We start from the raw sequence: 26,669 nt of genomic DNA, 5'->3' as shown, positions 1-26,669 counted from the left end.
GCCCCCGGGGTGCGCGGGGGCCCGCCCCCCCCCGACCCCCCCCCTCCGCGGTCGCGGCCGGGGGGGGGGGGGGGCCCCCCCCGGGGGGGGGGGGGGGGGCGCCCCCCCCCCACCACCGGTCCTGCGAACTACTGCTTGCCGGACTTGCCGGACTTGCCGGTGGACTTGCCCGCGGCGGGCTTGCCCGCGGTGTTGGCCCCGGCCTTGCCCGCGAGGGCCTTGCCGAGGACGGGCTTGCCACTGCCGGGCACCAGCGTCGCCGCGTCGGTCCGGTCGGTGTCGGTCGGGCCGACGGGCACCGCGGTGGCGGCGCCGCTCGGCACGACCGTCTTGGCGGCCGGGGCGGTGACGGGCGCCGTCTTGGCGGCGGCGGCAGCGGCGGCGGCCGGGGCCGCCGGGGTCTGCGCGGCCGTCAGCTTCAGCGTGACCGTGCTCTGCAGCGAACCGGCCTTGACCCAGCCCGACAGCGTACCCGCGTAGGCGGTGCCGAAGGCGGTGCTGCCGAAGGTCAGCTTCTGGACGGTGCCGGTCGGCATGGTGGCCTCGCTCGCCAGACCGGCGGGCGCGTTCACCGTGACGGTGTCACCGATGCGGTACGCGGTGACCTGGCCGGCCGCGAGGGCGGTGTTCCAGGCCGCACGGCGCTGGAACTCGGCGCCGATCTCACGCTGGGGCAGGTTCACGACCGGGGCGTTGTCCGCGTACAGGTTGCGGTACGTGGACAGCACCGTCTCCAGCACCGGGTAGACGATCCGGCCCTCGGCCAGGTTCGACTGGTGGATGAAGTGCGGCCGCGGGTCGTTGTTGAGCACGTGGCCCAGGTCGATCCGCGCCTCCAGCGGCACGATGTACGAGGTGTAGCCGGTGGAGGTGTTCAGCGGGGTGGTGAGGCAGGTGGAGTTCGCGTTGTTCTCGCAGACCCCGCTGCCGCCGTTGGCCGCGCTGGTGTAGATCCAGTTGTACTCGTCGGTCTCCTCCACCGCCGTGCCGGCGTTGTAGAAGACGTTCATCGGGTACCGCGGCACGGTCAGCGTGGAGCTGCCGACGGCGCGCTGGCCGCTCTCGCGGGAGGCGTCGCTCGCCGTCCACTTGACACCGTTGGTGACGAGGGAGGGCGCGAGGTACGGGTTGTCGCTGGTCTCCTGGGGAGCGGTCAGCAGACCCGAGTGCTCACCGGTGACGAGCTCGCTCTTGTCGAGCGTGATGTGGTGCGCCGCCGCCCAGTCCAGGTTGTTCTTGATCTGGCCGGTGATGGTCGCCTGGTCCACCCAGACGGTGTTGCCGCCCGCGTCCTTGGTGCACTTCCACGGCACCACCGAGACGTCCTGCAGGCAGCCCAGGTACGGGTGCGTGTAGGTGTGGTTGATCCAGCGGAAGCTGGCCTGGTCGGCCACCATCTGGTCGACGACCGGGTCGGCGGTGACCTCGTGGTCGGCCTTCCAGTCCTCGCTGCCGCCACCGTTGAACACCATGTCCATGGTGAAGTTGTGGTCGATCTGCCACTGCTTCGCGTACTGCGCGTCGGCCGGCGTCATCCGGATCGGATTGGCCGACTCGGGCGTGCCGGGCGGGCAGGTGACGTCGCCGGGGGTGCACTTGAGGCTGGTGTCCCAGCGGTCGTCCGCGAGGAAGACGTCGTCGACGTGGGCCGCGAAGTAGTTGCGGTCGTAGCCGAGGTGGATGCCCTGGGTCACCCAGTCGACTATGCCGCGGGCCAGCAGCCGGTACTGCTGCTGGTACTGGTTGTAGACGAACGTGACGACCAGTTCCTTGCGGCCGTCGTGGGTGTACTCGCCGACCAGCGAGCCCTTCTCGGTGCTGCCCGGGATGGGGGCCTCGACGAGCGGCTTGAAGTCGGCGCCGGCCAGCGGGGTGGCGAGGTAGCCGTAGCTCTCGCCGATGTTCGAGTCGTTGTCCTCGAACGGGACGCTGCCCTTGAGGTAGCTGAACGGACCCGCGAGGCCGGTCGCGGTGACCTGCCCCTGGGCTCCGTCGAGGCTGCCGATGTAACCGGGGTTCTGCGCCCAGTTAAGACCGACGTCCGGGCGGGCATAGGTGTAGGCGTCGACCTGTCGGATGCCGAAGGCGGCCTCGAAGGCGGCAAGCGCCGTCATCTCGGCGGACCCGGCGGCGAAGGGGTTGTCGTTGGGAAGGACGACACCCTGGAACTTCGCGCGGGGCTGCCCGTTCACGGTGTCGCTCAGGAAGGCGGCGTCGATCACGGGCCGGTTGGCGTCGTTCAGATTGACGATCTTGTAGGGGGTGCCCTGGCTCGCCAGTTCGGCGGCGATGGCGGCGGTGGCGGGGCCACCGTCGCTGATCACGAGCACGGTGAGGTCGATACGGGTCGTCGTCGCGGCGTTGGCGAAGGACGACTGGAGACCGCCGGCCAGCAGGACTGCCACCGCACACGCGGCAGCTCTTCGGGTCGCTCGACCCATGGTGGTTCCTCCCCTTTGGGCAGGGGCGGTCCGCTGCTCGGCGCGCCTGCCCTGGCTCTGTTCGAAGGCAGCAGGCTGCCTGGTGTCATCTTGGTGGAGGTTCAGGGGTGCTAGGGACCAAATGGGTGAGAGTGCAGCGAATCTGTTACCAACGTTCATGGCGATGCCATAAAGGGTTTGAACCCGGCCAGAAAGGCGCAATCTGCGCAAATTATTAAATGAGAACGACAATCAGTCAGCAGCTGACAGCAATCTGTCGATCAACTTCGCTGCCGACCGGGTTTTCGCTGGTCACCGGCTACTCCCGGGTACGCACCGGTCTGGCTGCCTAGACTGATCAAGCCCTGACACTCTCGCACATCTGTGCCCCGCGCCGGGCAGGTTCATGCAACATCGTGCGGGGTTCTGTGCCGCGGCGTTCCGAATATCCGATGGAGGCCCCACCCGTGACCGATCAGCAGACCGAGATCGCCGCTCCCGCCACCCCCGGTCCGGCCGCCGACGCGCTGCGCGAAGCGCTGCCCGACGAGCCCCGCCGGACGCCCGTCGACGGCTCCGCCGCCCGCAGTCTCGGCCTGCGCGGCGCCGTCAACGCCCGCGATCTCGGCGGCTACCGGACGGCCGACGGCCGGGTGCTGCGGCACGGGGTCGCGCTGCGCAGCGACGGCCTGAACCGCCTCACCGACCAGGACCTCGACCTGCTGGCCGGTCACGGGCTGCGCCGGATCGTCGACCTGCGCAGCCTGGACGAGGTCCGCGAAGCGGGCCCCGACCGCGTCCCCGGGCTGCCGGTCGCCGACATCGCCGCCGCCGAGCTCTCCGCCACCCCGATCACCGTGGAGCCCACCACCCCCGGCGGCGTCACCCTGCACCACCTGCCGGTCTTCGCGGCGGACTTCGACATCTACGTCGCCCTGCGCGACGCCCTGGCCGACCGGAGCCCGGAGAAGCAGCGCGCGCTGCTCGGCGACGGCCGGGCGGCCGCCATGATGATCGGCCTCTACCGGTGGTTCGTCACCGACCCGGTCGCCCGGGAGCGGTTCGCCACCGTGCTGCGCCTGCTGGCCGCGCCCGGCGGCGCACCGCTGCTGTTCCACTGCTCGGCCGGCAAGGACCGCACCGGCTGGACGGCGGCGGTCCTGCTCACCGCCCTCGGGGTGGACCGCGACACCGTCTTCGCCGACTACCTGCTGACCAACGAGCGATCCGCGGCGATCGTCGGGACCATCCTGGACAGCTTCGGCACCCGCGGTCTGATGGAGGAGCCCGAACTGCTGCTGCCGGTCTTCCTGGCCGACCGCGGCTACCTGGAGGCCGCCTTCGAGGAGGTCGCGCTCGGCTGGACGTCCTTCGAGGACTTCTGGCGGGACGGCCTGGGCCTGGACGACGAGGTGCTGGCGGGCCTGCGGGCCAACCTGCTGGCGGACTGACGGCGCCCGGCCCGCTGCGGGCCGGCCCGCCCCGGGATCTGGCGGGCGGGCCCGCAGCGGGCCGGGCAGTCGTCGGGTCTCCACCCGTGGGTCCTGCTCGTCAGGCCTCGCTGATCAGGCCCTCGCGGAGCTGGGTGAGGGTCTTGGTCAGCAGCCGGGAGACGTGCATCTGCGAGATGCCGATCTCCTCGCCGATCTGCGACTGGGTGAGGTTCCCGAAGAACCTGAGCATGATGATCCGTCGCTCGCGCGGCGGCAGCTTGGCCAGCAGCGGCTTGAGCGACTCGCGGTACTCCACGCCCTCCAGCGCGAGGTCCTCGTAGCCGAGCCGCTCGGCCAGCGGGCCGTCGCCGTCCTCCTCGCCGGGGCTGGAGTCCAGCGAGGAGGCGGTGTACGCGTTGCCCACCGCCAGACCCTCCACGACGTCCTCCTCGCTGACGCCCAGGCAGACGGCCAGCTCGGCGACGGTGGGGGAGCGGTCGAGCTTCTGCGCCAGCTCGTCGCCGGCCTTGGTGAGGGCCAGCCGCAGCTCCTGCAGCCGCCGGGGCACCCGGACGGACCAGCTGGTGTCGCGGAAGAAGCGCTTGATCTCGCCGACCACGGTGGGCATCGCGAAGGTCGGGAACTCGACCCCGCGCTCCGGGTCGAACCGGTCGATCGCCTTGATCAGCCCGATCGTGCCGACCTGGACGATGTCCTCCATCGGCTCGTTGCGGCTGCGGAAGCGCGCGGAGGCGTAGCGGACCAGCGGCAGGTTGAGCTCGATCAGCGTGTCGCGGACGTAGGTGTGCTCCGCGCTGCCCGCCTCCAGGCCGGCCAGGCGCAGGAACAGCGCCCGGGACAGGGTGCGGGTGTCCAGCGCCGGCGACGCCTGCGGGGCGGCCACCGGGGCCTCGGGGGCGCCCGGTGCGTCCGGGGCGGCGGGGGTGTCGGGAGCGACCGGCGCGGGCGGCGGCGCGGCCTGCCGCCGGGCCCCCTGGACAGGGATCTGGTCGACGACCGTCATGGCGCCGTGGATCTCAGCAGTGCCCAGCTCTCCGGACATGCACCCACCCCCTTGTGACTGACTGTTGAACTCGTGTCACCGCTCGGTGGTTCCCGTGCGGCGCCCTCCCCCTCCATACCGGCGCCCGGCCGCCCGCAAACCCGAACATCGCAAGATGTCACGTGTCAGTAACGCGCAGCAATCTCTGTTCCGGTGGTCCGAATCTGGCGGTATGGGAGGTTCTGTGACGTCAGTCTTCCCACGAATTGCCGGTCCGAAGCCTCGTCAGGATCCGGGAGAGCAGGCGGGAGACGTGCATCTGCGACATCCCCAGCTCGGTGCTGATCTGCGACTGCGTCAGATTGGCGAAGAACCGCAGCATGATGATCCGCCGCTCGCGCTCGGGCAGCTGCACCAGCAGGTGCCGGACCATGTCGCGGTGCTCGACCTCGGCCAGCGCGGAATCCTCGTAGCCGAGCCGGTCGAGCAGGGCCAGCCCGCCCTCGTGCTCCTGCGCGGCCTCCAGCGAGGCGGCGTTGTACGCCCGCCCGGCGTCCAGGCAGGCGCGGACGTCCTCCTCCGGGATCCGCAGGCTGGCGGCGATCTCGGGGACCTTCGGCACCCGCCCGTGGGTGACCGTCAGCTCCTCCATCGCCCCGCTGACCTGCACCCAGAGCTCCTGGAGGCGGCGCGGGACGTGCATGGTGCGCACGTTGTCGCGGAAGTACCGCTTGATCTCGCCCAGGATGGTCGGCAGGGCGTACGTCGGGAACTGCACCCCCCGGCTCGGGTCGAACCGGTCGATCGCGTTGATCAGCCCGATCGTGCCGACCTGGACGACGTCCTCCATCGGCTCGTTGCGGCTGCGGAACCTGGTCGCGGCGTACCGCACCAGCGGGATGTTCACCTCGATCAGCGCCGCCCGCACCCGCCGGCGCTCGGGGGCGTCCGGGGGCAGTTCGGCGAGCCGCTCGAAGAGCACCCTGGTCAGCGTCCGCACGTCGACGGCGGGCCGCCGCCCGCCGGGCCTGAGCTCGCCGGCCGGGCCGAAGACGGCGGCGACCGCCTCGTCCGGGGAGGGCTTGGGGGGCTCGTCCTCGGGCAGTTCGAGCTCGCCCGGTGCGACGGCCGCGGCCGGCGGCCCGGCGCCGGTGTCAGGTGCACTCCCTTGAGTCCGCACGGACTCACCCCTCCCAAAGTCGACAACGGTGGGGACCTGCGGGTCGGGTGTCGTGCCCCCGTTCATCACCTCGCCATGTCCGGCAAAACCGGTCATAGCATCACAAGCTGGGCACAGTTCGTTCAAGTACCGCGCAGAGGTGTGTTGAAGCACCGTTGGGGCATCCGGCGCAGCGCCCGGGCGCCCCGCGGGGGCACGCCAAGGCGCCCCGCCTCGGTGGGAGGCGGGGCGCCGGGGGTCGTGCGGATGCGACCGAGGCGTTCGGTCGGTCAGACCTCGATGTCGGCAATCACCCAGGTGGCGAATTCACGCCACTGCCCGGCCGCGGCCTGGTGGGCCGGATGGGCGAGGTAGGCCTGCAGTGCCGCGCGGTCCTCGACCAGGCTGTTGATCGCGTAGTCGTAGGCGATGTCGCGCTCGGTGATGTTCCAGGCGCACTCCCACTCGCGGAGCTCGGGGATCAGCGAGCCGAGCTCCTCGAAGGCCTTGGCGCCGGCGAGCGCACGCTCGTCGTCCTTCGAGACGCCGTCGTCGAGCTTGAAAAGGACCAGGTGCCGGATCATGGGGCCGCTCCCAGCGGGTGAGGGTTGTGGACCGTGCCACGGTAGCCGCAGCCCCGGTCCGGCCCGGGCCGGTGTCCGCTCCGCGGTCCGCGGCGGCGGTCGGTCCGCGCGTGCCCGCCGGACGGCGCGTGCCCGTCCGCCCGGGCGGCCCGCGCCGTCCGGGGGAGTCCGGGGCCGGTCGTCGCGCGGCCTCCCGGCCCGGCCGCCTCCCGGCCCGGGCGGCTAGCCGGTGGAGCGGCCGGTTGGCCGGGGGACTACTTGACCAGACCGGTCATGAAGGTGCCGACCGCCTTGGCGGCGGTCGAGATGCCCTCGAAACCCGACTGGACGAGCTCCGCCGCGCGGGCGGGCGAAGTGATGATCGTGTAGAGGACGAAGATGAGCAGGAGATACATGCCGATCTTCCTCGCCTGAGCCATCGTGCTGCCCTGCCTCCCTGGTGTGGGCCGCCGTCATCCGGTCCCCGAGCGACCCTGCCGTGCAGAGCTTATCCACCGGACGGCCCAACGGGTCAGCATCCTGTTCGCCCGTCGGGACGAAGGTCCCCGCGAGTGGGGGCTTTGTGCGGATGCCCGGGAGGGGCCGGTGGAGCAGGATGGTTGTTGTACCGAGGATCTGGCAGGAATCGCGGTACATGGATCCGGAGCTCCCCGCTGTGGGACCGGCCGCCGCATCTTCCCCCCGACGCCGCGGCCGGTTGTGGGACTCCGCCGGGGGAGCGGCTCGACCCCCCGGAGTCGCTCCCCCTCCAAGGCTCCGTACCCGTCCGGTGATGGTGGTCGCCGGGCCGGATGCGGAGCCTTGCCATGCCCGCGGCCGGCCGGGATCCCGGGCGGGACCGACACGACGAAGGGCCCGTCCGCGATGGACGGGCCCTTCGTTCTGCTGGCGGTAGCGGTGGGATTCGAACCCACGGTGAAGTTGCCCCCACACACGCTTTCGAGGCGTGCTCCTTTGGCCGCTCGGACACGCTACCGAGGGAGACTCTACCGGACATCCGCAGCGGTCACGAAATCCGTTCCCCGGCGCCGGGCCGGTGGCCGTCGAAGAAGGCGCGCAGCTGCTCGCCGCACTCGTCGGCGAGCACGCCGGGGACGACCTCGGGCCGGTGGTTCAGCCGGCGGTCGCGGACCACGTCGAAGAGCGAGCCGGCCGCGCCGGCCTTCTCGTCGAAGGCGCCGTACACGACCCGGTCGATCCGGGAGAGCACGATCGCGCCCGCGCACATGGTGCAGGGCTCCAGGGTGACGACCAGGGTGCAGCCGCTCAGCCGCCACTCGCCCGCCCGCCGTCCGTCGGCCCCGGCGCCGTCGGCCCGTGCGTTCAGGGCCCGGGCGGCGGCCCGGACGGCGACCACCTCGGCGTGCGCGGTCGGGTCGCCGACCGCCTCACGGGCGTTGTGGCCGCGCCCGAGGACGGTGCCGTCGGGCCCGAGCACCAGCGCCCCGACCGGTACGTCGCCGGTGGCCGGCGCCAGTGCGGCCTCGGCGATGGCGAGGCGCATCGGAGCCGCCCACCGGTCGCGTACCGGGTCGGGGCGGACGGGTGCGGGCAGGGGGTCGAGCTGCGGGGCGGACTGCATGGCATCCAGTGTCGGGCATCGCGGCCGGCCGGCCGCGCCGGGTCGTCCGGCGGGCGCCGTCGGCCACGGGTCGGCGGGCCGGCCGTGCCGGGCACCCGCACGGCGGTTACCGCACCGCCTCCAGGATCTCGCCGCACCCGAGGGCGTCGGCGATCTCGGCCAGGGCGTCGCCCGGCACCGCGCCCTCGCCGCTGAGGTCGACCAGGTCCTTGGCGGCGAGTCCGAACTCGGCCAGGATCTCGGAGTCGCCGAGCGGGCCGACCGGCACGCCGCCGGGGCCCACGGCCGGGCCGTCGTCCTCGTCCTCGTCCTCCTCGGAGGCCGAGTCCTCGTCGTCCAGCTCGGCGACGAGGTCGTCGAGGTCGTCGAACTCGCTCTCCCCGGCCTGTTCCACCAGTTCGTCGGTGAGGACGGATCCGTAGGAGCTTCGGGCGGCTGCGGCGCCGTCCGAGACGAAGATCCGTGGGTCCTCCTCACCGTCCACGCGGACGATGGCGAACCACGCGTCCTCCTGTTCGATGAAGACGAGCACGCTGTCGTCCTCCTGTGCGGCCTCGCGGGCCAGGTCGGCCAGGTCGGCGAGGCTTTCGACATCGTCGAGCTCTGTCTCGCTCACATCCCACCCGTCCTCGGTGCGAGCAAGCACTGCAGCGAAGTACGCCACCAGGGACACTCCCAAGATTGGTCTCGGCTGTAGGCGATCTCGGGCGAACGCGGTCTGGCCGCCCCCGCGCCAGAGGCGGTCCGCTGTTCGGACCGTCCCATCGGAATCGTGACAGAAAGCCCGCGTTTGCGGGGGGTGTTCGGCAGCGCGTCTTCGCAGGTCGTGTCGGAAGTACTGGCCGGGGGCCGAGAAGTGGCCCGACACGCCGTCAGATCCGGAAGGTCCGCATCCGCATGGCCTCGCGCATCCGGCGTTCCTTGGTGCGCCTGGGCTGCACTCTGGCGCGCAGTTCACGCGCCTCGGCCAGCTCGCGCAGGAACACGGCCCGCCGCCTGCGGCGTTCCGTCTCGGTCTCCGGGTGGTCCGGGGCCGCCCTCGCGGGCCCGCCCGACGGGCCGGGCGTCCCGCCCGTCGAGCCGCCCCCGGCGTTCGGGTTGCTCGTCATAGCGTCTGACCTTCCCAGATCCGTCGGATTGATACCACAGGAACGGGATCGGCTCGGGTATTCGCGGTGTGTCACGGCGTGCCGCCGGTTGCGTGACGGGCGGGCGGGCGGGCTGTCCGGCCCCGGGCCGCGGCCCCCCGGGCCCCCGACCCCGGTCGGCCCCGGCCGACCCGCCGGCCGGGGCCGACCGGCGGGTCGTAGCGGCCCGCGCCCGCGGTTATGGTCGAGACATGCGGATCCACGTCGTCGACCACCCCCTGGTCGCCCACAAGCTCTCCACCCTGCGCGACGAGCGCACCGACTCACCGACCTTCCGTCGCCTCACCGACGAGCTGGTCACCCTGCTCGCGTACGAGGCCACCCGGGACGTCCGCACCGAGGCGGTGGAGATCACCACGCCGGTCGCGGTCACCACCGGCACCCGGCTGAGCTACCCCCGCCCGCTGGTCGTCCCGATCCTGCGGGCCGGCCTCGGCATGCTCGACGGGATGACCCGGCTGCTGCCGACCGCCGAGGTCGGGTTCCTGGGCATGGTGCGCAACGAGGAGACCCTGGAGGCCTCCACCTACGCGACCCGGATGCCGGACGACCTCTCGGGTCGCCAGGTGTACGTGCTGGACCCGATGCTGGCGACCGGCGGCACGCTGGTGGCGGCCATCCGGATGCTGATCGACCGCGGCGCCACCGACGTCACCGCGGTCGTCCTGCTGGCGGCCCCCGAGGGCGTCGCGGTGATGGAGAAGGAGCTGTCCGGCCTGCCGGTCACCGTCGTCACCGCCGCCGTCGACGAGCGCCTCAACGAGAACGGCTACATCGTCCCGGGCCTCGGCGACGCCGGGGACCGCCTCTACGGCACGGCGGGCTGAACACCCGCGCGGATCGCCCCCGAGCACGGCGAAGCCCCCGGCACCGGTGCCGGGGGCTTCGCCGTGCTCGTGCGGGTCGCCGCCGGGTCAGCAGCTGCCCGGGGTCGCGGTGGGCAGGGGCTTGGTGGCCAGGGCGAGTGCGGCGGCGGCCTGGGTCTCGTCGAGCAGCGCGTTGTAGCTGTCGCCGATCACGAAGTCGACGCTGCCGTCGGTCCGGGCGTCCGGGGTGGCGGTGGCGCCGGCGATCTGCGAGGTCAGCAGGGTCATGGCGCCGACGGCGGCGGGGCCGCCGATCACCTGGGCGGTGCCGGGCACCTTCTTGTCGAGGGCGGTGGGTGCGTTGCCGACCGTGCCGATGACGAAGCCGCGCTTCTTCAGCTCCTCCGCGGTGCGGCCGGCCAGGCCGGCCTTGGCGGTGGCGTTGTAGACGTTGACGGTCACGTTCTTGGGCAGCGGGACGGAGGCCGGGTCGACCGGGGCGGCCGGTGCGGCGGGAGCGGGCGACGTGCCCGGCGGGGCGTCGGCGGCCGGGGCCGCCAGTGCCTTCGCGGTGGCCGCGGGGGACGCGCAGGCCTGGGCGGTGGAGTGCTTGCCCCTGCCGTTGAAGATGTCCACCAGCTGCACGCCGCCCAGGCCGATCAGCGCCAGCGCGAGCAGCGAGCCGATCAGCGCGAGGATCTTGCGACCCTTCCTCGGGGGTCTGCCGAGCCGCGGATACGCGGTGCCGGTGACCCGGTACTGCTTCCCCTTCAAGCCTTGGGGAGTCAACATGCTCACGGTTTGTCTCCCCCTCGTGCCAGGGCGGGGTTCGGTGACGGGTACGGCCGGTCGGGCGGGGCGCCAGGGAGATTTTCGGCCGTAGTCAGCAGATTAGTGCGGGACCGCTCCGAAGGTACTAAATGATCATCATCTGGAGTACGGCGGCACCCGAAAGGATGTACGGGACGCGGCGTGGGCGTCCCCGGAGACGTGGTGGAAGGGCAGGCCGGAGTGCCTGCCGGCCCGGGCGGGCCGACGGCCGGTGGAGCGGAGGGCTCGGCCCCTCACTCCATTTCGAGGACGCGGGCGTGCAGCACCTGACGCTGCTGCAGGGCGGCCCGGACCGCGCGGTGCAGCCCGTCCTCCAGGTAGAGGTCGCCGTGCCACTTCACGACGTGGGCGAAGAGGTCACCGTAGAAGGTGGAGTCCTCCGCCAACAGGGTTTCGAGGTCCAACTGCCCCTTGGTGGTCACCAGCTGGTCCAGTCGCACCGGGCGTGGGGCGACGTCCGCCCACTGGCGGGTGCTGGTCCGGCCGTGATCCGGGTACGGCCGCCCATTGCCGATGCGCTTGAAGATCACACGGAAAGCCTACCGTTTGGGTGGCGGATGGCGCAGCAGACGCGGCCCGGTGAGACCGCGTGAGTGTGGCCGACCTGCGTCGATGCCCGGAACTGTGGGCGAAATGTTCCCCCGGGGAGGAGCCTGTCGCAGCGGCCCTGCGGGCGATTGCGGATGTTTCATGGGAAATGTCGCGATCGTTGATCAGCCTGCCCAGGAGCGTGCCCCGATGACCACCGACGAGCAGCCGACCGCCCCGGGCACCGGGGAACCGGACCGGGGAGCGGCGGCCGCCGCGCTGCCGCCGGCCCTCCGCGAGATCGCCGCCGGCTACGCCTTCACCGGCCCGGCCCTCGACCTCGGCGCCGCACTGCTCGACGGCGCCGCCCACCCCGCCGCGCCGATCCGGATCCCGCTCGCGGTGCTCAACCGGCACGGGCTGATCGCCGGCGCGACCGGCACCGGCAAGACCAAGACCCTGCAACTGATCGCCGAACAGCTCTCCGCCCAGGGCGTCCCGGTGTTCCTGGCCGACGTCAAGGGGGACGTCTCGGGGATCGCCGCCCCCGGCGCCCCCGGCGACCGGATCGCCGCCCGGGCCGCCGAGGTGGGGCAGGACTGGACGCCGCAGGGTTGCCCGGCCGAGTTCTACGCGCTCGGCGGGCAGGGCGGCGGGATCCCGCTCCGAGCCACCGTCACCAGCTTCGGCCCGCTGCTGCTCGCCAAGGTCCTCGACCTGAACGAGACCCAGGAGGCCTCGCTCGGCCTGGTCTTCCACTACGCCGACCGGCAGGGCCTGGAACTGTACGACCTCAAGGACCTCACCGCCGTCATCGGCTTCCTCACCTCCCCGCAGGGGCGGGAGGAGCTGAAGGGCATCGGGGGCCTCTCCGCCGCCACCGCCGGCGTCATCCTGCGCTCCCTCACCGTGCTCGACAACGAGGGCGCCGGGGCGTTCTTCGGCGAGCCCGAGTTCGACACCGCCGAGCTGCTGCGCACGGCGGCCGACGGGCGCGGGACGGTCTCCGTCCTGGAGCTGCCCGCCGTGCAGGACCGGCCGCGGCTCTTCTCCACCTTCCTGATGTGGCTGCTGGCCGACCTCTACCAGGAGCTGCCGGAGGTCGGCGACCTCGACAAGCCCAAGCTGGTCTTCTTCTTCGACGAGGCGCACCTGCTGTTCCAGGACGCCTCCAAGGCCTTCCTGGAGGCGATCGTCCGGACCGTACGGCTGATCAGGTCGAAGGGTGTCGGGATCCTCTTCGTCACCCAGACCCCGAAGGACGTCCCCGGCGACGTGCTGGCCCAGCTGGGCAACCGGGTGCAGCACGCGCTGCGCGCCTTCACCCCGGACGACGCCAAGGCGCTGAAGGCGACCGTGTCGACCTTCCCCAGGTCCGGGTACGACCTGGGCGAGGTGCTCACCTCGCTCGGCACGGGGGAGGCCGTGGTGACGGTGCTCTCCGAGAGCGGCGCGCCGACGCCGGTGGCGGCCACCAGGCTGCGGGCGCCGCGGTCGCTGATGGGCCCGCTCGGGGCGGACGCCCTGCGGGCCGCCGTGGACGCCTCCCCGGTGACGGCCCGCTACCGCGACGCGGTCGACCGGGAGTCGGCGTACGAGCGGCTCGCCGCCAGGGCCGCCCGGCCGGACCCGCAGGAGGGCCCCGCGCAGCCCGCGCCGCGCCGCGCGGAGCAGCCCGGGCCGGCCGAGGGGCAGCCCGAGCGGACGCGGGAGCACAAGGACGACGGCGGACTGCTCGGATCGCTGCTGGCCAACCCGGCGCTGAAGTCCTTCGCCCGCTCGGCCGGGACGCAGCTCGGCCGGGAGATCACCCGCAGCCTGTTCGGGACGTCCCGGCGCCGGCGGTAGCGGCGGGACGGGCCGCCTGCCCGGGTCAGCCGGCCAGTGCGGCGCCGATCCGGTCCATCGAGGAGAGCCGCATCAGGCCGTAGTTGTAGAACTCGACCTCGGGCACGCCGAGCGAGCGCAGCACCTCGATCTTGGCGGCGAGGTTGGCCGGGCCGTCGCAGTCCGAGGCCATCGGGCGCAGGATCACCGCCATCGACTCCGGGCGCACGCCGTGCAGCGCGAACGCGGCGACCTTCTCGCGGACGGCCTCCGGGGTCTTCGCGTAGCCGAGCGTCTCGATCTGGTGGGCGGCCCCGGCGAGCGCCGGCAGCTCGATGCCGGAGAGCCAGCCCTTGCCCGGCCCGCCGCCGTCCATGAAGGTCAGCCGCATGCCGTGCTGCTCCGCGGCCTCGGCGACCTCCGCGGTCAGCGAGGTGACGGTCAGGGCGGAGGCGTCGACGTACGCGGCGACCGCGCCGCCGGCCAGCTCGTCCAGCGGGGTCGGCTCGGCGGCGGCGTCCTCGTCGGCCAGGCGGCGGCGCAGCTCGCTCCGGACGGCGTCGCGGACCTCGTCGGCGGGGACGCCGGCGCGGACGGCGCCGGCCCGGCAGTGGTCGCAGAAGCAGATCCCGAGCAGGGCCTCGGCGAGCGGGCCGAGCTCCTCGAAGTAGCGCTCGTGGTGGTAGCCGTGGCGCAGGCCGTGGAAGTGCAGCGACTCGGCGCGGATCGCGTCCACGCCGTACCGGGCGAGTTCGGCGACCAGGGTGACGGCGTACTCGCGGACCTCGGGGTTGGCCGGGCAGAGCTCGGTGAGGTGGCGGTCGCCGAAGGCGTTGGCGGGCGCGCAGTCGGGGTGCTGGAAGCCGAGCCGGTCGTTGTGGCAGAAGACCGTCCAGGCGTGCAGCTTGAGGCCGCGCCGGCGGGCCTCGTCGGCGGCCTCGGCGAAGGGGTCGCGGTCGCCGATGGCGGTGGAGGGGGTCGGGGCGAGGCGCCGTCCCGCCCAGCGGGCCGGGTCCGGGCGGAAGTACGCGGCGCCGGGCTCCAGGTAGCGGATCACCCGCCCGGGGTTGTGCGGGAAGACGTCGCGGGCCTCGTGGTAGACCGAGGCGAGGGTGACGCCGCCGACGCCGGCGCGGTCGGTCAGGTTGCCGAAGAACGTGTCGGCGCCCTCGTCGATCAGGTCGGTGGCGAAGGCGAGGACGGACGACTCCACGGCGCGGCTCCGGAGCAGGGGGTACAGGTGCTGCTCACGCTAACCCGGCGCTCCGGATTGGTCTATACCTGGCGGGGTCAGATGCCGAGGTCGTCCAGCTCCTTCAGCAGGTCGGCGTGCGCACTGCGGGCCTGCCCGGGCGCCGTGGCGGCCGCCGCTGGCGCGGCCTTCGCCCGCCGGTCGCGGAAGACCCAGGCGCCGGCGAGCCCGCCGAGCAGCCCGCCCAGGTGGCCCAGCCAGCTGATGCCCGGGTCACCCGGCAGGACGGCGAGCAGGATGTAGGCGTAGGACGCGCCGAGCAGGACGCCGATCACCGTGTCGAGCAGGTTCCGGTCGAAGATCCCGCGCAGCACCACGTAGCCGAAGTACCCGTAGACGACGCCGCTGGCGCCGACCGTCACGGTGTTGGAGTCCTCCAGCAGCCAGACCGCGCCGCCGCTGGTCAGCACCGTCAGCAGGGTCAGCGCGAGGAAGCGGCGCATGCCCCGGTAGGCGGCGAGCACGCCGAACACGAACAGCGGGACGGAGTTGCTCTCCACGTGCTCCCAGGTGCCGTGCAGCAGCGGCGCGCTGAGGACGTCCCCGAGTTCGCCGAGCTCGCGCGGGTGGATGCCGTAGTCCCGCACCAGCTGGTAGTCGCCGCTCCAGTTGGCTATCTGCACCAGCCAGATGACGGCCAGTGCGCCGGTCATCACGAACAGGGCGGTGCGGGCGCCCGTGATCACCCGGGCGAGGGGACCGGTGGAGGCGGTGCTGTGTTCCGAGGCCATGCCCCGACTGTAGAGCGGCGTGCACCCGGGGCGGGAGGGGGAACCCTAAAGTTGGGGACGCCCAGGAGCCCCCATCGAAAGGTGACCCATCGTGAGCGCCCGTCCGCCGCTTCCGTACGACTTCCTGCCGCAGGTGCCGTCCTTCGCCCTGACCAGCCGTGACATCACCGACGGCGGCGTGCTGCCCGGGGAGTTCGCCCACGCCGGCGGGAACCTCTCGCCGCAGCTGGCCTGGTCCGGCGCGCCGGAGGGGACCCGCGGCTTCGCCGTCACCTGCTACGACCCGGACGCCCCCACCGGCAGCGGCTGGTGGCACTGGCTGGCGCTCGACCTGCCCGCCGACACCACCGAACTGCCCCGCGGCGCGGGCTCCTCGGACGCGGACCTCCCCGGCGGCGCCTCCTTCCACGCCCGCAACGACTTCCCCGGTCACCGGTACGACGGCGCGGCCCCGCCGCCCGGCCCGGCCCACCGGTACGTCTTCGCCGTGCACGCGCTGGACGTCCCGGCCCTGGACGTCACCCGGGACACCCCGGCGGCCCAGATCGGCTTCCACATCACCTTCCACACGCTGGCCCGCGCGGTGGTCGTCGCCGAGTACGCCTCCTGAGCCCGGGCCGCGGAGCGGTCCTCAGCCGGGGCCGCCCGCCGTCGCGCGGGTGGCCCTGGCGCCGAGCGCGCGCAGGTGGTCGGCCAGCTCCGGCGGCTCGTGCACCTCGAACTCGCAGTCCAGCATGAGCAGCCGCATCGCCAGCCACTCCAGCGAGTCCTCCCGGCTCTGCAACCGGCAGCTCCGCTCGTCCAGCGGCAGCACCTCGTCGGCGCGGGGGAAGCGGCGCAGCACCTCCTCGGCCGGCGCGAAGACGGTCGCCACCGCCTGGAAGGACGGGGTGAGCCGGGAGAACTTGGCGGCCACGTACGCGGCGGCGTCCTCGGCGGGCAGCTCGCGGGCCGGGGTCCGCACCCCGGTCGCGAACGGCTCGGTGATCCGGTCCACCCGGAAGATCCGCCAGTCGTCCCGGCCGTTGTCGTACGCCACCAGGTACCAGCGGCGCCCCGCCGAGACCAGCCGGTGCGGCTCCACCAGCCGCTTGCTCTCGGCGCCGTCGACGGCCCGGTAGCCGAAGCGCAGCCGCTCGCGGTTGGTGATGGCGGCGGCCAGCAGGGTGAGGTCCTCCGGGTCGACGGTCGGCCCGTCCCCCCTGAGCAGCGGGACGGTGGCCTCGTTCAGGGCGCTCACCCGGTGCCGCAGCCGGGACGGCAGCACCTGGACGAGCTTCGCGAGCGCCCGTACCGACGCCTCCTCGATCCCGCCCACGGCGTGCCCGGCCGCCGCCCGCAGGCCGACCGCGATGGCGACCGCCTCCTCGTCGTCCAGCAGCAGCGGCGGCATCGCGGTGCCCGCGATCAGCCGGTACCCGCCGACCGCGCCCATCGTCGCCTGGACGGGGTAGCCGAGGTCGCGCAGCCGCTCGATGTCGCGCCGGATGGTGCGCGGGCTGACCTCCAGGCGCTCGGCCAGTTCACTGCCGGGCCACTCGCGCGGGGTCTGCAGCAGGGAGAGCAGATTCAGCAGTCGTGCCGGGGTGTCCGTCATGGCCGCCAGCATGCCGCAGAACGAGGACAGAATCCGGCCTACATGGCTTCTAGAGTCGGCGACGTGCCCCGGACAGCCAAGGAAAGGCGTGCGATGACCGCCCCAGCAGTACCCAGGACCGACACCGGAACCGAGCCCGACGGCGTGGCCGACCGCCGTCGCTGGATCGCCCTCGCCGTGGTGATGACGGCCTCCTTCATGGACCTGGTCGACGTCACCATCGTCAACATCGCCATCCCGAGCATCCAGCAGGACACCGGCGCCTCGTTCAGCGCCGTCCAGTGGGTCACCGGCGGGTACGCGCTGGCCTTCGCGATCGGCCTGATCACCGGCGGACGGCTCGGTGACATCTACGGCCGCAAGCGGCTCTTCCTGCTGGGCATCGGCGGATTCACCGTCGCCTCCGCGCTCTGCGGCCTGGCCGCCGGCCCGGAGATGCTGGTCGCCACCCGCGTCCTCCAGGGCGCCACCGCCGCCCTGATGGTGCCGCAGGTGCTGTCGATCATCCATGCGACCTTCCCCGCGCACGAGCGCGGCAAGGTGTTCGGGATGTTCGGCGCGATCGTCGGCCTCGGCGCGGTCTCCGGCCCGCTGATCGGCGCGCTGCTGACCCAGTGGGACATCCTCGGCCTGCAGTGGCGGCCGATCTTCCTGATCAACCTGCCGGTCGGCGTCGCGGGCCTGCTGCTCGGCCGCCGGTACATCTCCGAGTCCCGCGCCGAGAAGGCGCTGCGCCTGGACCTGGCCGGGATGGCGCTGGCCAGTGTCGGCCTGCTGATGCTGGTCTACCCCCTCACCCACGGCCGCGAGGCGGGCTGGCCGCTCTGGGGCCACCTCATGATGGCCGGCAGCCTGCCGGTGTTCGCGCTGTTCGTCCGGTACGAGCAGGCCAAGACCCGCCGGGACGGCTCGCCGCTGGTCGAGCTGACGCTGTTCCGGGTGAAGAGCTTCGCGGCCGGCATCGGCGTGCAGCTGACCTTCGGGATCGTCATGGGCATCTTCTTCCTGGTCTGGACGCTCTACATGCAGGTCGGGCTCGGCTGGAGCGTGCTGAAGGCGGGGACGACCGGCATCCCGTTCTCGCTGGCGGTCTCGGTGGCCGCCGGGATGTCGGTGCAGAAGCTCGTCCCGCGGTTCGGGCGCAAGGTGCTGCAGGCCGGCGCCCTGGTGATGGCGGCGGGCGTGCTGCTCTACATCTGGGAGGCCGACCGGTACGCGGGGGCCATCGCGCCCTGGCAGATGGCGCTGCCGCTGGTGGTGATGGGCGCCGGGATGGGCCTGATCGTCGCCCCGGTCACCGAGGCGATCCTCTCCGAGGTGCCGCGCGAGCACGCCGGTTCGGCCTCCGGGCTGATCAACACCACCGGCCAGCTCGGCATGGCGCTCGGGCTCGGCCTGGTCTCGGTGGCCTTCTTCGGCGTGATCGACGAGAACACGGCGCCGCAGGCGGTCGGCGCGGAGTTCACCGCCGGGTTCGTCCACGCGATGTGGTGGGTCGTCGGTGTGCTGCTGGCCGTCTTCGCCCTGATGTTCGCGCTGCCGAAGCACTCCGCCGGGGCGACCGCCGACGGCCCGGCCGGGGAGCCGGCCGAGGCGCCGGCGCAGGGTGAGCCGGTACCCGTGCTCTGACCCGAAGCGCGTCCGAGGGGTCCCGGCCGCCGGCCGGGACCCCTTCGCGTCGTCGGCCTGACGGGCGCACACTGGACGGGGGGCCAGGACCAGGAACGGCGAAGGCTGGTGACCCCATGGCACGCGGGCGGACGGCCGGCGGTCGCCGGCCGGTGGAGTCCTCGGCGCTGCGCTCGGTGGGCTACGACGCGGCGAACCGGGTGCTGGAGATCGAGTTCGTCAGCGGCGCGGTGTACAGCTACGCCGGCGTCCCCGACCGGGTGCACGAGGAGCTGATGGAAGCCCCGAGCCACGGCCGCTGCTTCGGCCGGGTGATCAGGGGCCGCTACCCGTACCGCAGGATCCGCTGACGGGCCCTCGGCCGGGTCGGCGCCGACGGCGCCCGGCCCCAGGACCGCCGGCGTCTCAGGAGCACCAGAAGAGGATCCGGGTGCAGCTCGGCGAGGCCGTCGGGGACGGCTGCGGCCGGGGCGTGCTCGGCGCGGGGGCCGGTGTGCTCGGCAGGGGCGCGGGCGGCGCGGGGGCCGTCCCCGGAGCGCTCGCCGGCGCGGAGGCGGCCGGCGGGGGCGCCGCGGCCGAGGCCGAGGGGGAGGCCGTCGGGCTCGGCCGGCCGCTCGATGTGGCCGTGGCCTTCGCCGTGCTGGCCACCGGGGCCGGCGCGGGCGCCGCGGTGGTGGCGGAGGTGCCGCTGGTGGGGACGGGCGCGGGTACGGCGGGTGCGGCGGCCGGTGCCGCGGCCGGCTCCTGGTCGGTGCTGGCCAGGGCCACCGCGCCGAGGCCCGCGAGGACCACGACGGCGGCGCCCAGCACCAGCGCGCCGCGCCGCCGCCGGGGCCGGCCCCGACCGCGCCGGTCGGCCCGGGGCGCCGGGGGCACGGCGGGCAGCAGCGCGGTCGGGGCGTCGGCCTCCTCGGGCCGGCCGGGGCCGGGCGGGGGAGCGGCGGCCAGGGCGGCGGCCACGCCGCAGCCGGGACAGGAGAGGGCGCCGTTGAGATGGCGTCGGCAGGATGCGCAGTAGTCCATGTGATCTTTCCGTACGGGCGGGGGCGCGAGGACGCGCCGCCGGCACCGGAGGCCGCACACGCCGTTGTGCACGCACGCGGAGCCTAGGCAGGCCGCGCCGCCCGGGAACAGTCGTTCGTGTGAGGCTTCTGGAGAGATCGCATGGACACCTCAGGTCTTCCTGGCCGCGCGCTTCGCCTCCTGCTTGTACGCGCGCACCTTCTCCAGCGATTCGGGGCCGGTGATGTCGGCCACCGAACGGTGGCAGTCCTGCTCGCCGTACGGGCCCGCCGCCTGCCGCCAGCCCTCCGGGGTGACCCCGAACTGCTTGCCCAGCAGGGCGAGGAAGATCTGTGCCTTCTGCTTGCCGAAGCCCGGCAGCTCGTTCAGGCGGGTCAGCAGTTCCCTGCCGTCGGCCACGCCCTCCCAGACGGCGGCGGCGTCCCCGTCGTAGTGCTCGACCAGGTACTGGCAGAGCTGTTGCAGCCGCTTGGCCATCGAGCCCGGGTAGCGGTGCACGGCCGGCTTCTGGGACAGCAGCGCGGCGAAGGCCTCCGGGTCGTAGGCGGCGATCTCGTGCGCGTCCAGGTCGTCCCGGCCCAGCCGCCCGGCGATGGTGTAGGGCCCGGAGAACGCCCACTCCATCGGCACCTGCTGGTCGAGCAGCATGCCGGCCAGGGCGGCCAGCGGGCTGCGGCCGAGCAACGCGTCGGCCTCCGGCTGCTGGGCGAGCCGAAGTGTGATGTCCATGGGTCCGGTCCTCGCTTCCGGCCGGCCGTGCCGCCGGCGGTGCCAGTGTCCCGGACCGGGTCGGCCGGGCGGGGGCAACACGCCAGCGCACCCGGTGCACCCGCGTCGCCATCGGAGCACCCGTGCCTGCGGTACACCGCCGGGCCGGGTACCGCAGGCGCGGTACGCCGGATGTCTGCGGACGGGTGACGACAGCGGCCGCCCGGGACGGCAGGGTGGAGCGGACCGGGGGAGAGGCCTCCGGCCCCGCCGGGGCGGAGCCGGGCAGTGCCGCCCGCACCTCCGGCCCGACCCGTACCGCGGCCCCCGCACACCGGCCGCGCGGCGGCGTGCCGTGCCGGCGGCGCCGCGTCCGGCAGCCCGACACCGGGCCCGACACCCCTGGAGACCCGATGTCCGCCCTTGCCCGCTGGTGCCACCGGCACCGGCTCGTGACCGTCCTGCTCTGGATCGGCCTGCTGGTCGGCCTCGGGGCGGCCTCCGGCGCGGCCGGCACCAAGTACAGCGACAGCATGTCGATGCCGGCCACCGAGTCGAGCAAGGCCCTGGAGCTGTTGAAGGCGGGCATGCCGGCCGCCGCCGGCGACACCGACACCGTCGTCTGGCACACCACCGGCGGCTCGGTGAACGACCCCGCCACCAAGGACCGGATGAGTGCGGTGCTGGAGCAGATCTCCACCGCGCCGTCCGTCGCCTCGGTGGTCGGCCCGTACGGCCCGCAGGGCGCGGCGCAGATCAGCAAGGACGGCACCACCGCGTACGCCCAGGTGAACTTCACCGGCAACGCCCGTGACATCCCCAAGGCGGACGTCGAGCACGTCGTCGACCTGGCGAAGCAGGCCCGCACCGACGCGCTGGACGTCCAGCTCGGCGGCCAGGCCGTGCAGAACACCGAGAGCGAGATGGGCGGGACGAGCGAGCTCATCGGCATCGTCGCCGCGCTGATCGTGATGACCCTGGTGTTCCGCTCGCTCTGGGCCGCCGCGCTGCCGATCCTGACCGCCGTCGCCGGTGTCGGCACCGGCGTGATCGCCACCGGCCTGCTCAGCCACGGCATGAGCATCGCCTCGGTCGCGCCGACCCTCGGGGTGCTGGTGGGCCTCGGCGTCGGCATCGACTACGCGCTGTTCATCGTCAACCGGCACCGCAAGGGCCTGATGGCGGGCCTGGACGTGCAGGAGTCGGTGGTCAAGGCGCTGAACACCTCCGGCCGGGCGGTGCTCTTCGCCGGCCTGACCGTGGTGATCGCCCTGTTGGGCATGCTGATCCTCGGCATCGGCTTCCTCAACGGGATGGCGGTCTCCGCGGCGCTGACCGTCGGCCTGACCGTGCTCGCCGCGATCACCCTGCTGCCCGCCATGCTCGGCATGCTGAAGCAGCGGGTGCTGAGCCGGGCCCAGCGCCGACGGCTGGCCGAGGAGGGCCCGTCCGAGGTGCAGGCCACCGGCTTCTGGTCGCGCTGGGCGCTGCGGGTGCAGGCCCGGCCGACCGGCAAGGCGCTGGTGGCGCTGCTGGTGATGGTGGCGGTCTCGGTACCGGTGTTCTCGCTGCGCCTGGGCAGCTCGGACGCGGGCAACAACCCGAAGTCCAGCACCACCCGGCAGGCGTACGACCTGATGGCCGACGGCTTCGGCCCCGGCTCCAACGGCCCGCTGCTGCTGGTCGCCGAGGCGCCGGCCGCGAAGGACCGGGCGGCGCTGGCCGAGCTCGTCACCGAGCTGAAGTCGGTGCCCGGGGTGGCGCAGGTGATGTCCGCGCCGATGAAGGACGGGCAGAGCATCGGTACGGTCCGGGTGGTGCCGAGCACCTCCCCGCAGTCCGAGCAGACCTCGGACCTGATCACCGACCTGCGCGAGCGGATCGTCCCGCAGGCCGAGGCGGGCAGCGACCTGCAGGTCTACGTGGGCGGCGCCACGGCGACCGCCGCCGACTTCGCCGACGTGCTGATCTCCAAGCTGCCGGTGTTCATCGCGATCATCGTGGGCCTCGGCTGCCTGCTGATGATGGTGGCCTTCCGCAGCCTGCTGGTGCCGCTGATCGGCGTGGCGATGAACCTGCTCACGATGGGTGCGGCGTTCGGCGCGATCGTCGCGGTCTTCCAGTGGGGCTGGGGCTCCGAGGCGCTGGGCGCCGGCGCGGCGGGCCCGGTGGAGGCCTTCGCACCGGTCATGATCATCGCGATCCTGTTCGGCCTCTCGATGGACTACCAGGTCTTCCTGATCAGCCGGATGCACGAGGAGTGGACCCACACCCGGGACAACCGGCGGGCCGTCCGGGTCGGCCACGGCGAGACCGGCCAGGTGATCACCGCCGCGGCCGTCATCATGGCCTGCGTGTTCGCGGCCTTCATCTTCGGCGGCCAGCGGATGATCGCGGAGTTCGGGATCGGCCTCGCGCTGGCCGTCCTGCTCGACGTCCTGGTGCTGCGGATGGTGCTGGTCCCGGCCCTGATGCACCGCTTCGGCCGGGCCAACTGGTGGCTGCCCGGGTGGCTGGACCGCCTGCTGCCGCACGTCTCGGTGGAGGGCGAGCCCGACCCGGCGCCGCAGCTGCGCGTCGTCCCCGAGCCGGCGTCCGAGCCGGTGGACGCCACCCGCTGACGCCCGCCGCGGCGAGCGGCGGGGGCCCGGACCGGTCGACCCCGGTCCGGGCCCCCGCCACGGGCGCCGCCGGCACCGCCCCGCCGGGCCGCGGCCCGGCCCGCCCACCGCCCCCGACTGCGTACGGTGAAGGAGTGCAGATGGCCGACCCGATCAGGCAGTGGCTGCGCGCCCGGCCGCTGATGACCGACCTGGCCGTGGCGCTCTGCTGCTTCGTGCTGGTCGCGCCGTTCGCGGCGGCCACCGCCTACCACCAGAACGCCTCGATCCCGGTCTACCTGGTGCTGCTCGCGATCTCCTGCGTGCCGCTGCTGGTGCGCAGCCGCTGGCCGGTCCAGGTGGCGGCGGCGACCGTGCTGATCGGGGTGGTCGAGTTCGTCCTGGTGCCGGTGAACGGGCCGCCGCCCGGCGCCGTCGGCTTCGCGCTGTACGCCGTGGCGAGCCGCACCGACCGGCGCACCGCCTGGCGCACCGGACTCTGCTCCGCCGTCGCGCTCACCACCGCCGGGCTGATCACCCGCCCCGGGGTGGAGCAGCTGCCGCAGAACCTCGGACTGATCGCCTGGACGTCCCTGTCGGTGGCCGTCGGGGACGCCGTCCGCAGCCGCCGCGAGCTGCTGGCCTCCGCGATGGAGCGGGCCGAGCGGGCCGAACGCACCCGGGAGGAGGAGGCCCGCCGCCGGGTCACCGAGGAGCGGATGCGGATCGCCCGCGAGCTGCACGACGTGGTCGCCCACCACATCACCCTGGTCAACGCCCAGGCGGGCGTCGCGCACCACCTGATGCGCACCGACCCCGAGCACGCCTACCAGGCGCTGGAGCGGATCCGCGACACCAGCCGGGCCGCCCTGGACGAGCTGCGCGCCACCGTCGGACTGCTCCGCTACAGCGGGGAGCAGTCCGCCCCCCGCGAGCCGGCGCCCGGGCTGGCCGGCCTGGACGACCTGCTGGACTCCTTCCGGCACTCCGGCCTACGGGTCGAGCTGGACCGCACCGGCACCCCGGTCGACCTGGCCCCGATCACGGACCTCACGGCCTACCGGATCATCCAGGAGGCCCTGACCAACACCCACAAGCACGCCGGACCGGCCGCCGCGCACGTCCGCCTGGACTTCGGCGCCGACACCCTGCGGCTGACCGTCGAGGACGACGGCCGCACGGCGGCGCTCACCCCGGCCGGGCGACCGGGCCCGGTGCCGGGCCCCGCAGTCGCGGCCGGACCGGGCGCCGGGACGGGACACGGGATGATCGGGATGTACGAACGCGCCCGGGCCGCCGGCGGCACCCTGTCGGCCGGCCCGCGCCCCGGCGGGGGCTTCCGCATCCACGCCGAACTGCCGCTGCCCGCCGGCGCCGGCCGGAAGGGCTGCTGCTGATGACCGTCCGAGTACTGCTCGCCGACGACCAGGCCCTGCTCAGGGGCACCTTCCGGATGCTCATCGACTCCGCCCCCGACCTGGAGGTGGTGGCCGAGGCCGGCACCGGGCGGGAGGCCGTCCGGCTGGCCCGCAGCGCCCGGGTCGACCTCGTCCTGATGGACATCCGGATGCCCGAACTCGACGGGCTGGAGGCCACCCGGCTGATCACCGCCGACGAGGACCTCGCCGGGGTGAAGGTCCTGGTGCTGACCACCTTCGAGAGCGAGGAGTACGTCGCCGAGGCGCTGCGCGCCGGGGCCAGCGGGTTCCTCGGCAAGGGCATCAACCCGGAGGAGCTGCTGGAGGCGATCCGGGTGGTGGCGGCCGGCGACGCGCTGCTGTCCCCCGCCGCCACCAAAGCGCTGATCGGGCGGTTCCTGGCCCAGCCGGCCCCGCAGGACCGCGCCGCACTGCCCCGGCTGGACGTGCTCACCGCCCGTGAGCAGGAGGTGGTCGCGCTGGTCGCGGCCGGGCTCTCCAACGACGACATCGCGGAGCGGCTGTTCGTCACCCCGCTCACCGCCAAGACCCACGTGAACCGGGCGATGGCCAAGCTCGGCGCCCGCGACCGGGCCCAGGTGGTGGTCATCGCCTACGAGACCGGGCTGGTGCGGCCGGGCGGCGGCTGACGCCGGGCCCTGGTCCGCGGGCCGCGCCGCTGGTAGGCATGACGGGTGCGATTCGACAGCGTCCCGATGCCCGCGGCGGTGGAGGCCAGGCCCCGCGACGGCCGCGGCTACCCGGTGCCCGCCATCACCCCGTGGGAGGGCGGCGAGCCGAGGTTCGCGCTGACCGACCACGCCCGCAGCGCCGAGTGCGCGCGCGGCCGGTGCTGCTCGGTGTGCGGCCGGGCGATGCCGCCCGGCGCGGTCTGGCGGGTGGTCGGTCCGGCGGAGTGCGCCGCGATCGCCGACGCGCTGGCCGCCGGCCTCCCGTACCGCAATCTGGCGCCGACCACGGAGGGCCCCGGGCACCGCGCCTGCATGCTGTACGCCTCGATGGTCTGCCCCTACCTGGCGCTGCCGGGCGCCCGGCGCGGGCAGTCGGCCGCCGCCCCGGACGCGCTGACCGCCCACGTCGTCCGGGGCGCCGCCCGGGGCGCGGTGGGCGCGGTGGCGGGCTTCGGCGAGTTCGAGTACGCGGTCACCGGGGAGCGGGTGCTGTTCCGCTTCCTGGACCTGGTCGAGTTCCTGCCGTACGAGCGCGCCGAGGCGCAGCTGGCCGAGCTGCGGGCGGAGCTCGACCGGGCCGGCGGTTAGGGCCTGTCCGGGAGGCGCCCGGTCAGTGCCGGTAGGCGGGCAGGCCGGGGTAGGTCGAGATCTTCACCGGGGCGGCGGACCCGTCGACCGGCAGGGTGTAGATGCCGTCGGGAGCCCGGACGGCGAGGGTCTTCCCGTCCGGGGACCAGGCGGGTTCGGTGTAGTCGGTGGTGGCGTTCGGCGTGAGGTCCCTGACCGGGCGGCCGGCCACGCCGCCCTCGAAGACGTGGTCGTGGCCGGCCACGGACCGGACGAAGACCAGGTCCTCGCCGTCGGGCGCCAGCGCCGGCTGGGAGCCGGGGACGAGCACGCTGCCCTGCTGACGCAGGAAGTCGTCCCGGATGTACACCTGGCCGGTGGTGCCGTTGGCGTACACCGCGGTGCCCTGCTTGCCGGCCGCGCTCGGCCAGGTGTTGCCGGTCTGCGGGAGCGGCTTGTTCTCCGGGCCCTCCTCGACGCCCAGCCGGAGCACCTCCGGGGTCCCGTCCACGGTGGTGGCGACGATCCCCTTGAGCCGGGAGACGCCGCCCTTGGCGGCGGCGAAGAAGATGTTGTTCTTCGGGGGCAGCGCCGTCATGTCGGGGAGGACGGAGCTGACCTGCCAGGTGGGGTGGGACCAGGTCTCGCCGCTCGGGGCCCTGGCCACCAGGACCCGGCCGCTGCCGTCCGGGTTGGCCACCATCAGGTTGCCGGCGCCGTCGACGAACGCGGCCCGGGTGCCGTCGGGGGACCACGCGAGGTCCCGCACCACCGTGCCGAAGTCGACCGAGGTGCCGTTCATCAGCACGTGGTCGGTGCCGTTGCTGATGGTCAGGTGGTTGCCCTCGGTGCCGTTCAGGGCGGGGGCGGTGGGCGTCCCGCCGGTGCCCGGGCCGCCGGCGGTCGGGGTGGGCGGGGCACCGGTCGCAGCGGCGGTGGCGGGCGGTGCGGCCGAGGGCCCGCCGGCGTTCTCCGGGCCGCAGCCGGTCAGCAGTGCGGCGGCGCTCGCGGTGAGCGCGGTGGTCAGGGCGACGGCGGCGACGGTGCGCAGGCGGGTGCGGACGGACATCGGTGCTTCCCCCCGGGAACGGTGACGATGATCGAAGAGTGGCAGCCCGGGATCCGCGATCG

26 protein-coding genes and 1 tRNA gene are annotated in these 26,669 nt (G+C 73.6%); 10 read left to right on the top strand and 17 right to left on the bottom strand.

The window, feature by feature from the left end; genetic code table 11:
* Nucleotides 1–128: 128 nt before the first annotated feature.
* Complete coding sequence (locus ACFTWP_RS05960) at nt 129–2,441, bottom strand: hypothetical protein (RefSeq protein ID WP_380263027.1); 2,313 nt, start codon at nt 2,439–2,441, stop codon at nt 129–131.
* A gap of 446 nt (nt 2,442–2,887) precedes the next feature.
* Here ACFTWP_RS05960 and ACFTWP_RS05955 point away from each other — a divergent pair, with 446 nt between their 5' ends.
* On the top strand, nt 2,888–3,871 hold the full coding sequence (locus tag ACFTWP_RS05955) for a tyrosine-protein phosphatase (protein ID WP_380263026.1): 984 nt from the start codon (nt 2,888–2,890) through the stop codon (nt 3,869–3,871).
* 100 nt (nt 3,872–3,971) lie between these two features.
* Here the strand turns inward: ACFTWP_RS05955 and ACFTWP_RS05950 are convergent, their stop codons facing one another.
* The 8 genes from ACFTWP_RS05950 to ACFTWP_RS05915 all read right to left on the bottom strand — a co-directional run bounded on the left by ACFTWP_RS05950 (nt 3,972) and on the right by ACFTWP_RS05915 (nt 9,290).
* Entirely contained in the window at nt 3,972–4,877 is a 906-nt protein-coding gene (locus ACFTWP_RS05950) for an RNA polymerase sigma factor SigF (RefSeq protein WP_380263095.1), read from the bottom strand.
* 229 nt (nt 4,878–5,106) lie between these two features.
* Nucleotides 5,107–6,036, bottom strand: coding sequence for an RNA polymerase sigma factor SigF (locus tag ACFTWP_RS05945; protein ID WP_380263025.1), 930 nt, complete (start codon nt 6,034–6,036; stop codon nt 5,107–5,109).
* A 269-nt stretch (nt 6,037–6,305) separates the two neighbouring features.
* Nucleotides 6,306–6,599, bottom strand: coding sequence for a Dabb family protein (locus ACFTWP_RS05940; RefSeq protein ID WP_380263024.1), 294 nt, complete (start codon nt 6,597–6,599; stop codon nt 6,306–6,308).
* 254 nt (nt 6,600–6,853) lie between these two features.
* Nucleotides 6,854–6,994: a hypothetical protein gene (locus ACFTWP_RS05935; RefSeq protein ID WP_371484757.1), complete on the bottom strand. Its 141-nt coding sequence runs from the start codon at nt 6,992–6,994 to the stop codon at nt 6,854–6,856.
* 491 nt (nt 6,995–7,485) lie between these two features.
* Nucleotides 7,486–7,575 (bottom strand) — tRNA-Ser (locus ACFTWP_RS05930).
* Between the two features lie 30 nt (nt 7,576–7,605).
* The gene (locus ACFTWP_RS05925) at nt 7,606–8,181 is read right to left on the bottom strand and encodes a nucleoside deaminase (protein WP_380263023.1); all 576 of its coding nucleotides are present in this window, start codon (nt 8,179–8,181) and stop codon (nt 7,606–7,608) included.
* 106 nt (nt 8,182–8,287) lie between these two features.
* Nucleotides 8,288–8,845, bottom strand: a complete 558-nt coding sequence (locus ACFTWP_RS05920; RefSeq protein WP_380263022.1) for a hypothetical protein — start codon at nt 8,843–8,845, stop codon at nt 8,288–8,290.
* 208 nt (nt 8,846–9,053) lie between these two features.
* Complete coding sequence (locus ACFTWP_RS05915; protein ID WP_380263021.1) at nt 9,054–9,290, bottom strand: hypothetical protein; 237 nt, start codon at nt 9,288–9,290, stop codon at nt 9,054–9,056.
* Nucleotides 9,291–9,520: 230 nt separating this feature from the next.
* Between ACFTWP_RS05915 and upp the strand changes: the two genes are divergently transcribed.
* Nucleotides 9,521–10,156, top strand: coding sequence for a uracil phosphoribosyltransferase (gene upp, locus ACFTWP_RS05910; RefSeq protein ID WP_380263020.1), 636 nt, complete (start codon nt 9,521–9,523; stop codon nt 10,154–10,156).
* Between the two features lie 87 nt (nt 10,157–10,243).
* Here upp and ACFTWP_RS05905 read toward each other — a convergent pair whose 3' ends face one another.
* Together ACFTWP_RS05905 and ACFTWP_RS05900 are read right to left on the bottom strand one after the other, a co-directional pair.
* Nucleotides 10,244–10,927, bottom strand: a complete 684-nt coding sequence (locus ACFTWP_RS05905; protein WP_380263019.1) for a LytR C-terminal domain-containing protein — start codon at nt 10,925–10,927, stop codon at nt 10,244–10,246.
* 272 nt (nt 10,928–11,199) lie between these two features.
* Nucleotides 11,200–11,496 carry a type II toxin-antitoxin system VapB family antitoxin gene (locus tag ACFTWP_RS05900; RefSeq protein ID WP_030061387.1) on the bottom strand — a complete coding sequence of 99 codons (297 nt, stop codon included), beginning with the start codon at nt 11,494–11,496 and terminating at the stop codon, nt 11,200–11,202.
* Between the two features lie 208 nt (nt 11,497–11,704).
* On the opposite strand from ACFTWP_RS05900, the gene ACFTWP_RS05895 reads away from it, so the two are divergent.
* Nucleotides 11,705–13,342, top strand: coding sequence for a helicase HerA-like domain-containing protein (locus ACFTWP_RS05895; protein ID WP_380263018.1), 1,638 nt, complete (start codon nt 11,705–11,707; stop codon nt 13,340–13,342).
* A 25-nt stretch (nt 13,343–13,367) separates the two neighbouring features.
* Here the strand turns inward: ACFTWP_RS05895 and ACFTWP_RS05890 are convergent, their stop codons facing one another.
* Both ACFTWP_RS05890 and ACFTWP_RS05885 read right to left on the bottom strand, forming a co-directional pair.
* Nucleotides 13,368–14,534: a hypothetical protein gene (locus ACFTWP_RS05890; protein ID WP_380263017.1), complete on the bottom strand. Its 1,167-nt coding sequence runs from the start codon at nt 14,532–14,534 to the stop codon at nt 13,368–13,370.
* Between the two features lie 77 nt (nt 14,535–14,611).
* Nucleotides 14,612–15,304, bottom strand: a complete 693-nt coding sequence (locus ACFTWP_RS05885) for a rhomboid family intramembrane serine protease (protein WP_380263016.1) — start codon at nt 15,302–15,304, stop codon at nt 14,612–14,614.
* An 88-nt stretch (nt 15,305–15,392) separates the two neighbouring features.
* Between ACFTWP_RS05885 and ACFTWP_RS05880 the strand changes: the two genes are divergently transcribed.
* On the top strand, nt 15,393–15,914 hold the full coding sequence (locus ACFTWP_RS05880) for a YbhB/YbcL family Raf kinase inhibitor-like protein (protein WP_380263094.1): 522 nt from the start codon (nt 15,393–15,395) through the stop codon (nt 15,912–15,914).
* 21 nt (nt 15,915–15,935) lie between these two features.
* On the opposite strand, the gene ACFTWP_RS05875 is transcribed toward ACFTWP_RS05880, so the two are convergent.
* A complete protein-coding gene (locus ACFTWP_RS05875) occupies nt 15,936–16,901 on the bottom strand; it encodes a helix-turn-helix transcriptional regulator (RefSeq protein ID WP_380263015.1) in 966 nt (321 codons plus the stop codon).
* Nucleotides 16,902–16,994: 93 nt separating this feature from the next.
* Between ACFTWP_RS05875 and ACFTWP_RS05870 the strand changes: the two genes are divergently transcribed.
* Complete coding sequence (locus ACFTWP_RS05870) at nt 16,995–18,530, top strand: MFS transporter (protein ID WP_380263014.1); 1,536 nt, start codon at nt 16,995–16,997, stop codon at nt 18,528–18,530.
* Nucleotides 18,531–18,646: 116 nt separating this feature from the next.
* Complete coding sequence (locus ACFTWP_RS05865) at nt 18,647–18,880, top strand: KTSC domain-containing protein (protein ID WP_380263013.1); 234 nt, start codon at nt 18,647–18,649, stop codon at nt 18,878–18,880.
* 55 nt (nt 18,881–18,935) lie between these two features.
* Here the strand turns inward: ACFTWP_RS05865 and ACFTWP_RS05860 are convergent, their stop codons facing one another.
* Together ACFTWP_RS05860 and ACFTWP_RS05855 are read right to left on the bottom strand one after the other, a co-directional pair.
* Entirely contained in the window at nt 18,936–19,553 is a 618-nt protein-coding gene (locus tag ACFTWP_RS05860) for a hypothetical protein (protein ID WP_380263012.1), read from the bottom strand.
* 150 nt (nt 19,554–19,703) lie between these two features.
* Nucleotides 19,704–20,282 (bottom strand): HhH-GPD-type base excision DNA repair protein, encoded by a 579-nt coding sequence (locus tag ACFTWP_RS05855; RefSeq protein ID WP_380263011.1) that lies wholly within the window; start codon nt 20,280–20,282, stop codon nt 19,704–19,706.
* A 392-nt stretch (nt 20,283–20,674) separates the two neighbouring features.
* Here ACFTWP_RS05855 and ACFTWP_RS05850 point away from each other — a divergent pair, with 392 nt between their 5' ends.
* The 4 genes from ACFTWP_RS05850 (at nt 20,675) to ACFTWP_RS05835 (ending at nt 25,559) form a co-directional block, all read left to right on the top strand.
* Nucleotides 20,675–22,882: an MMPL family transporter gene (locus ACFTWP_RS05850; protein ID WP_380263010.1), complete on the top strand. Its 2,208-nt coding sequence runs from the start codon at nt 20,675–20,677 to the stop codon at nt 22,880–22,882.
* 140 nt (nt 22,883–23,022) lie between these two features.
* Complete coding sequence (locus ACFTWP_RS05845; protein ID WP_380263009.1) at nt 23,023–24,258, top strand: sensor histidine kinase; 1,236 nt, start codon at nt 23,023–23,025, stop codon at nt 24,256–24,258.
* Entirely contained in the window at nt 24,258–24,929 is a 672-nt protein-coding gene (locus ACFTWP_RS05840) for a response regulator (RefSeq protein WP_380263008.1), read from the top strand. The genes ACFTWP_RS05845 and ACFTWP_RS05840 overlap by 1 nt, the downstream gene beginning before the upstream one ends.
* Before the next feature lie 45 nt (nt 24,930–24,974).
* Nucleotides 24,975–25,559, top strand: coding sequence for a hypothetical protein (locus ACFTWP_RS05835; RefSeq protein WP_380263007.1), 585 nt, complete (start codon nt 24,975–24,977; stop codon nt 25,557–25,559).
* 22 nt (nt 25,560–25,581) lie between these two features.
* Here ACFTWP_RS05835 and ACFTWP_RS05830 read toward each other — a convergent pair whose 3' ends face one another.
* Entirely contained in the window at nt 25,582–26,607 is a 1,026-nt protein-coding gene (locus ACFTWP_RS05830; protein WP_380263006.1) for a hypothetical protein, read from the bottom strand.
* Between the last annotated feature and the right edge of the window lie 62 nt (nt 26,608–26,669).

The sequence above is a fragment of the Kitasatospora sp. NPDC057015 genome, assembly GCF_042673745.1.
Classification (GTDB): domain Bacteria; phylum Actinomycetota; class Actinomycetes; order Streptomycetales; family Streptomycetaceae; genus Kitasatospora.
This window is presented reverse-complemented; position numbering and strand designations above follow the sequence as displayed.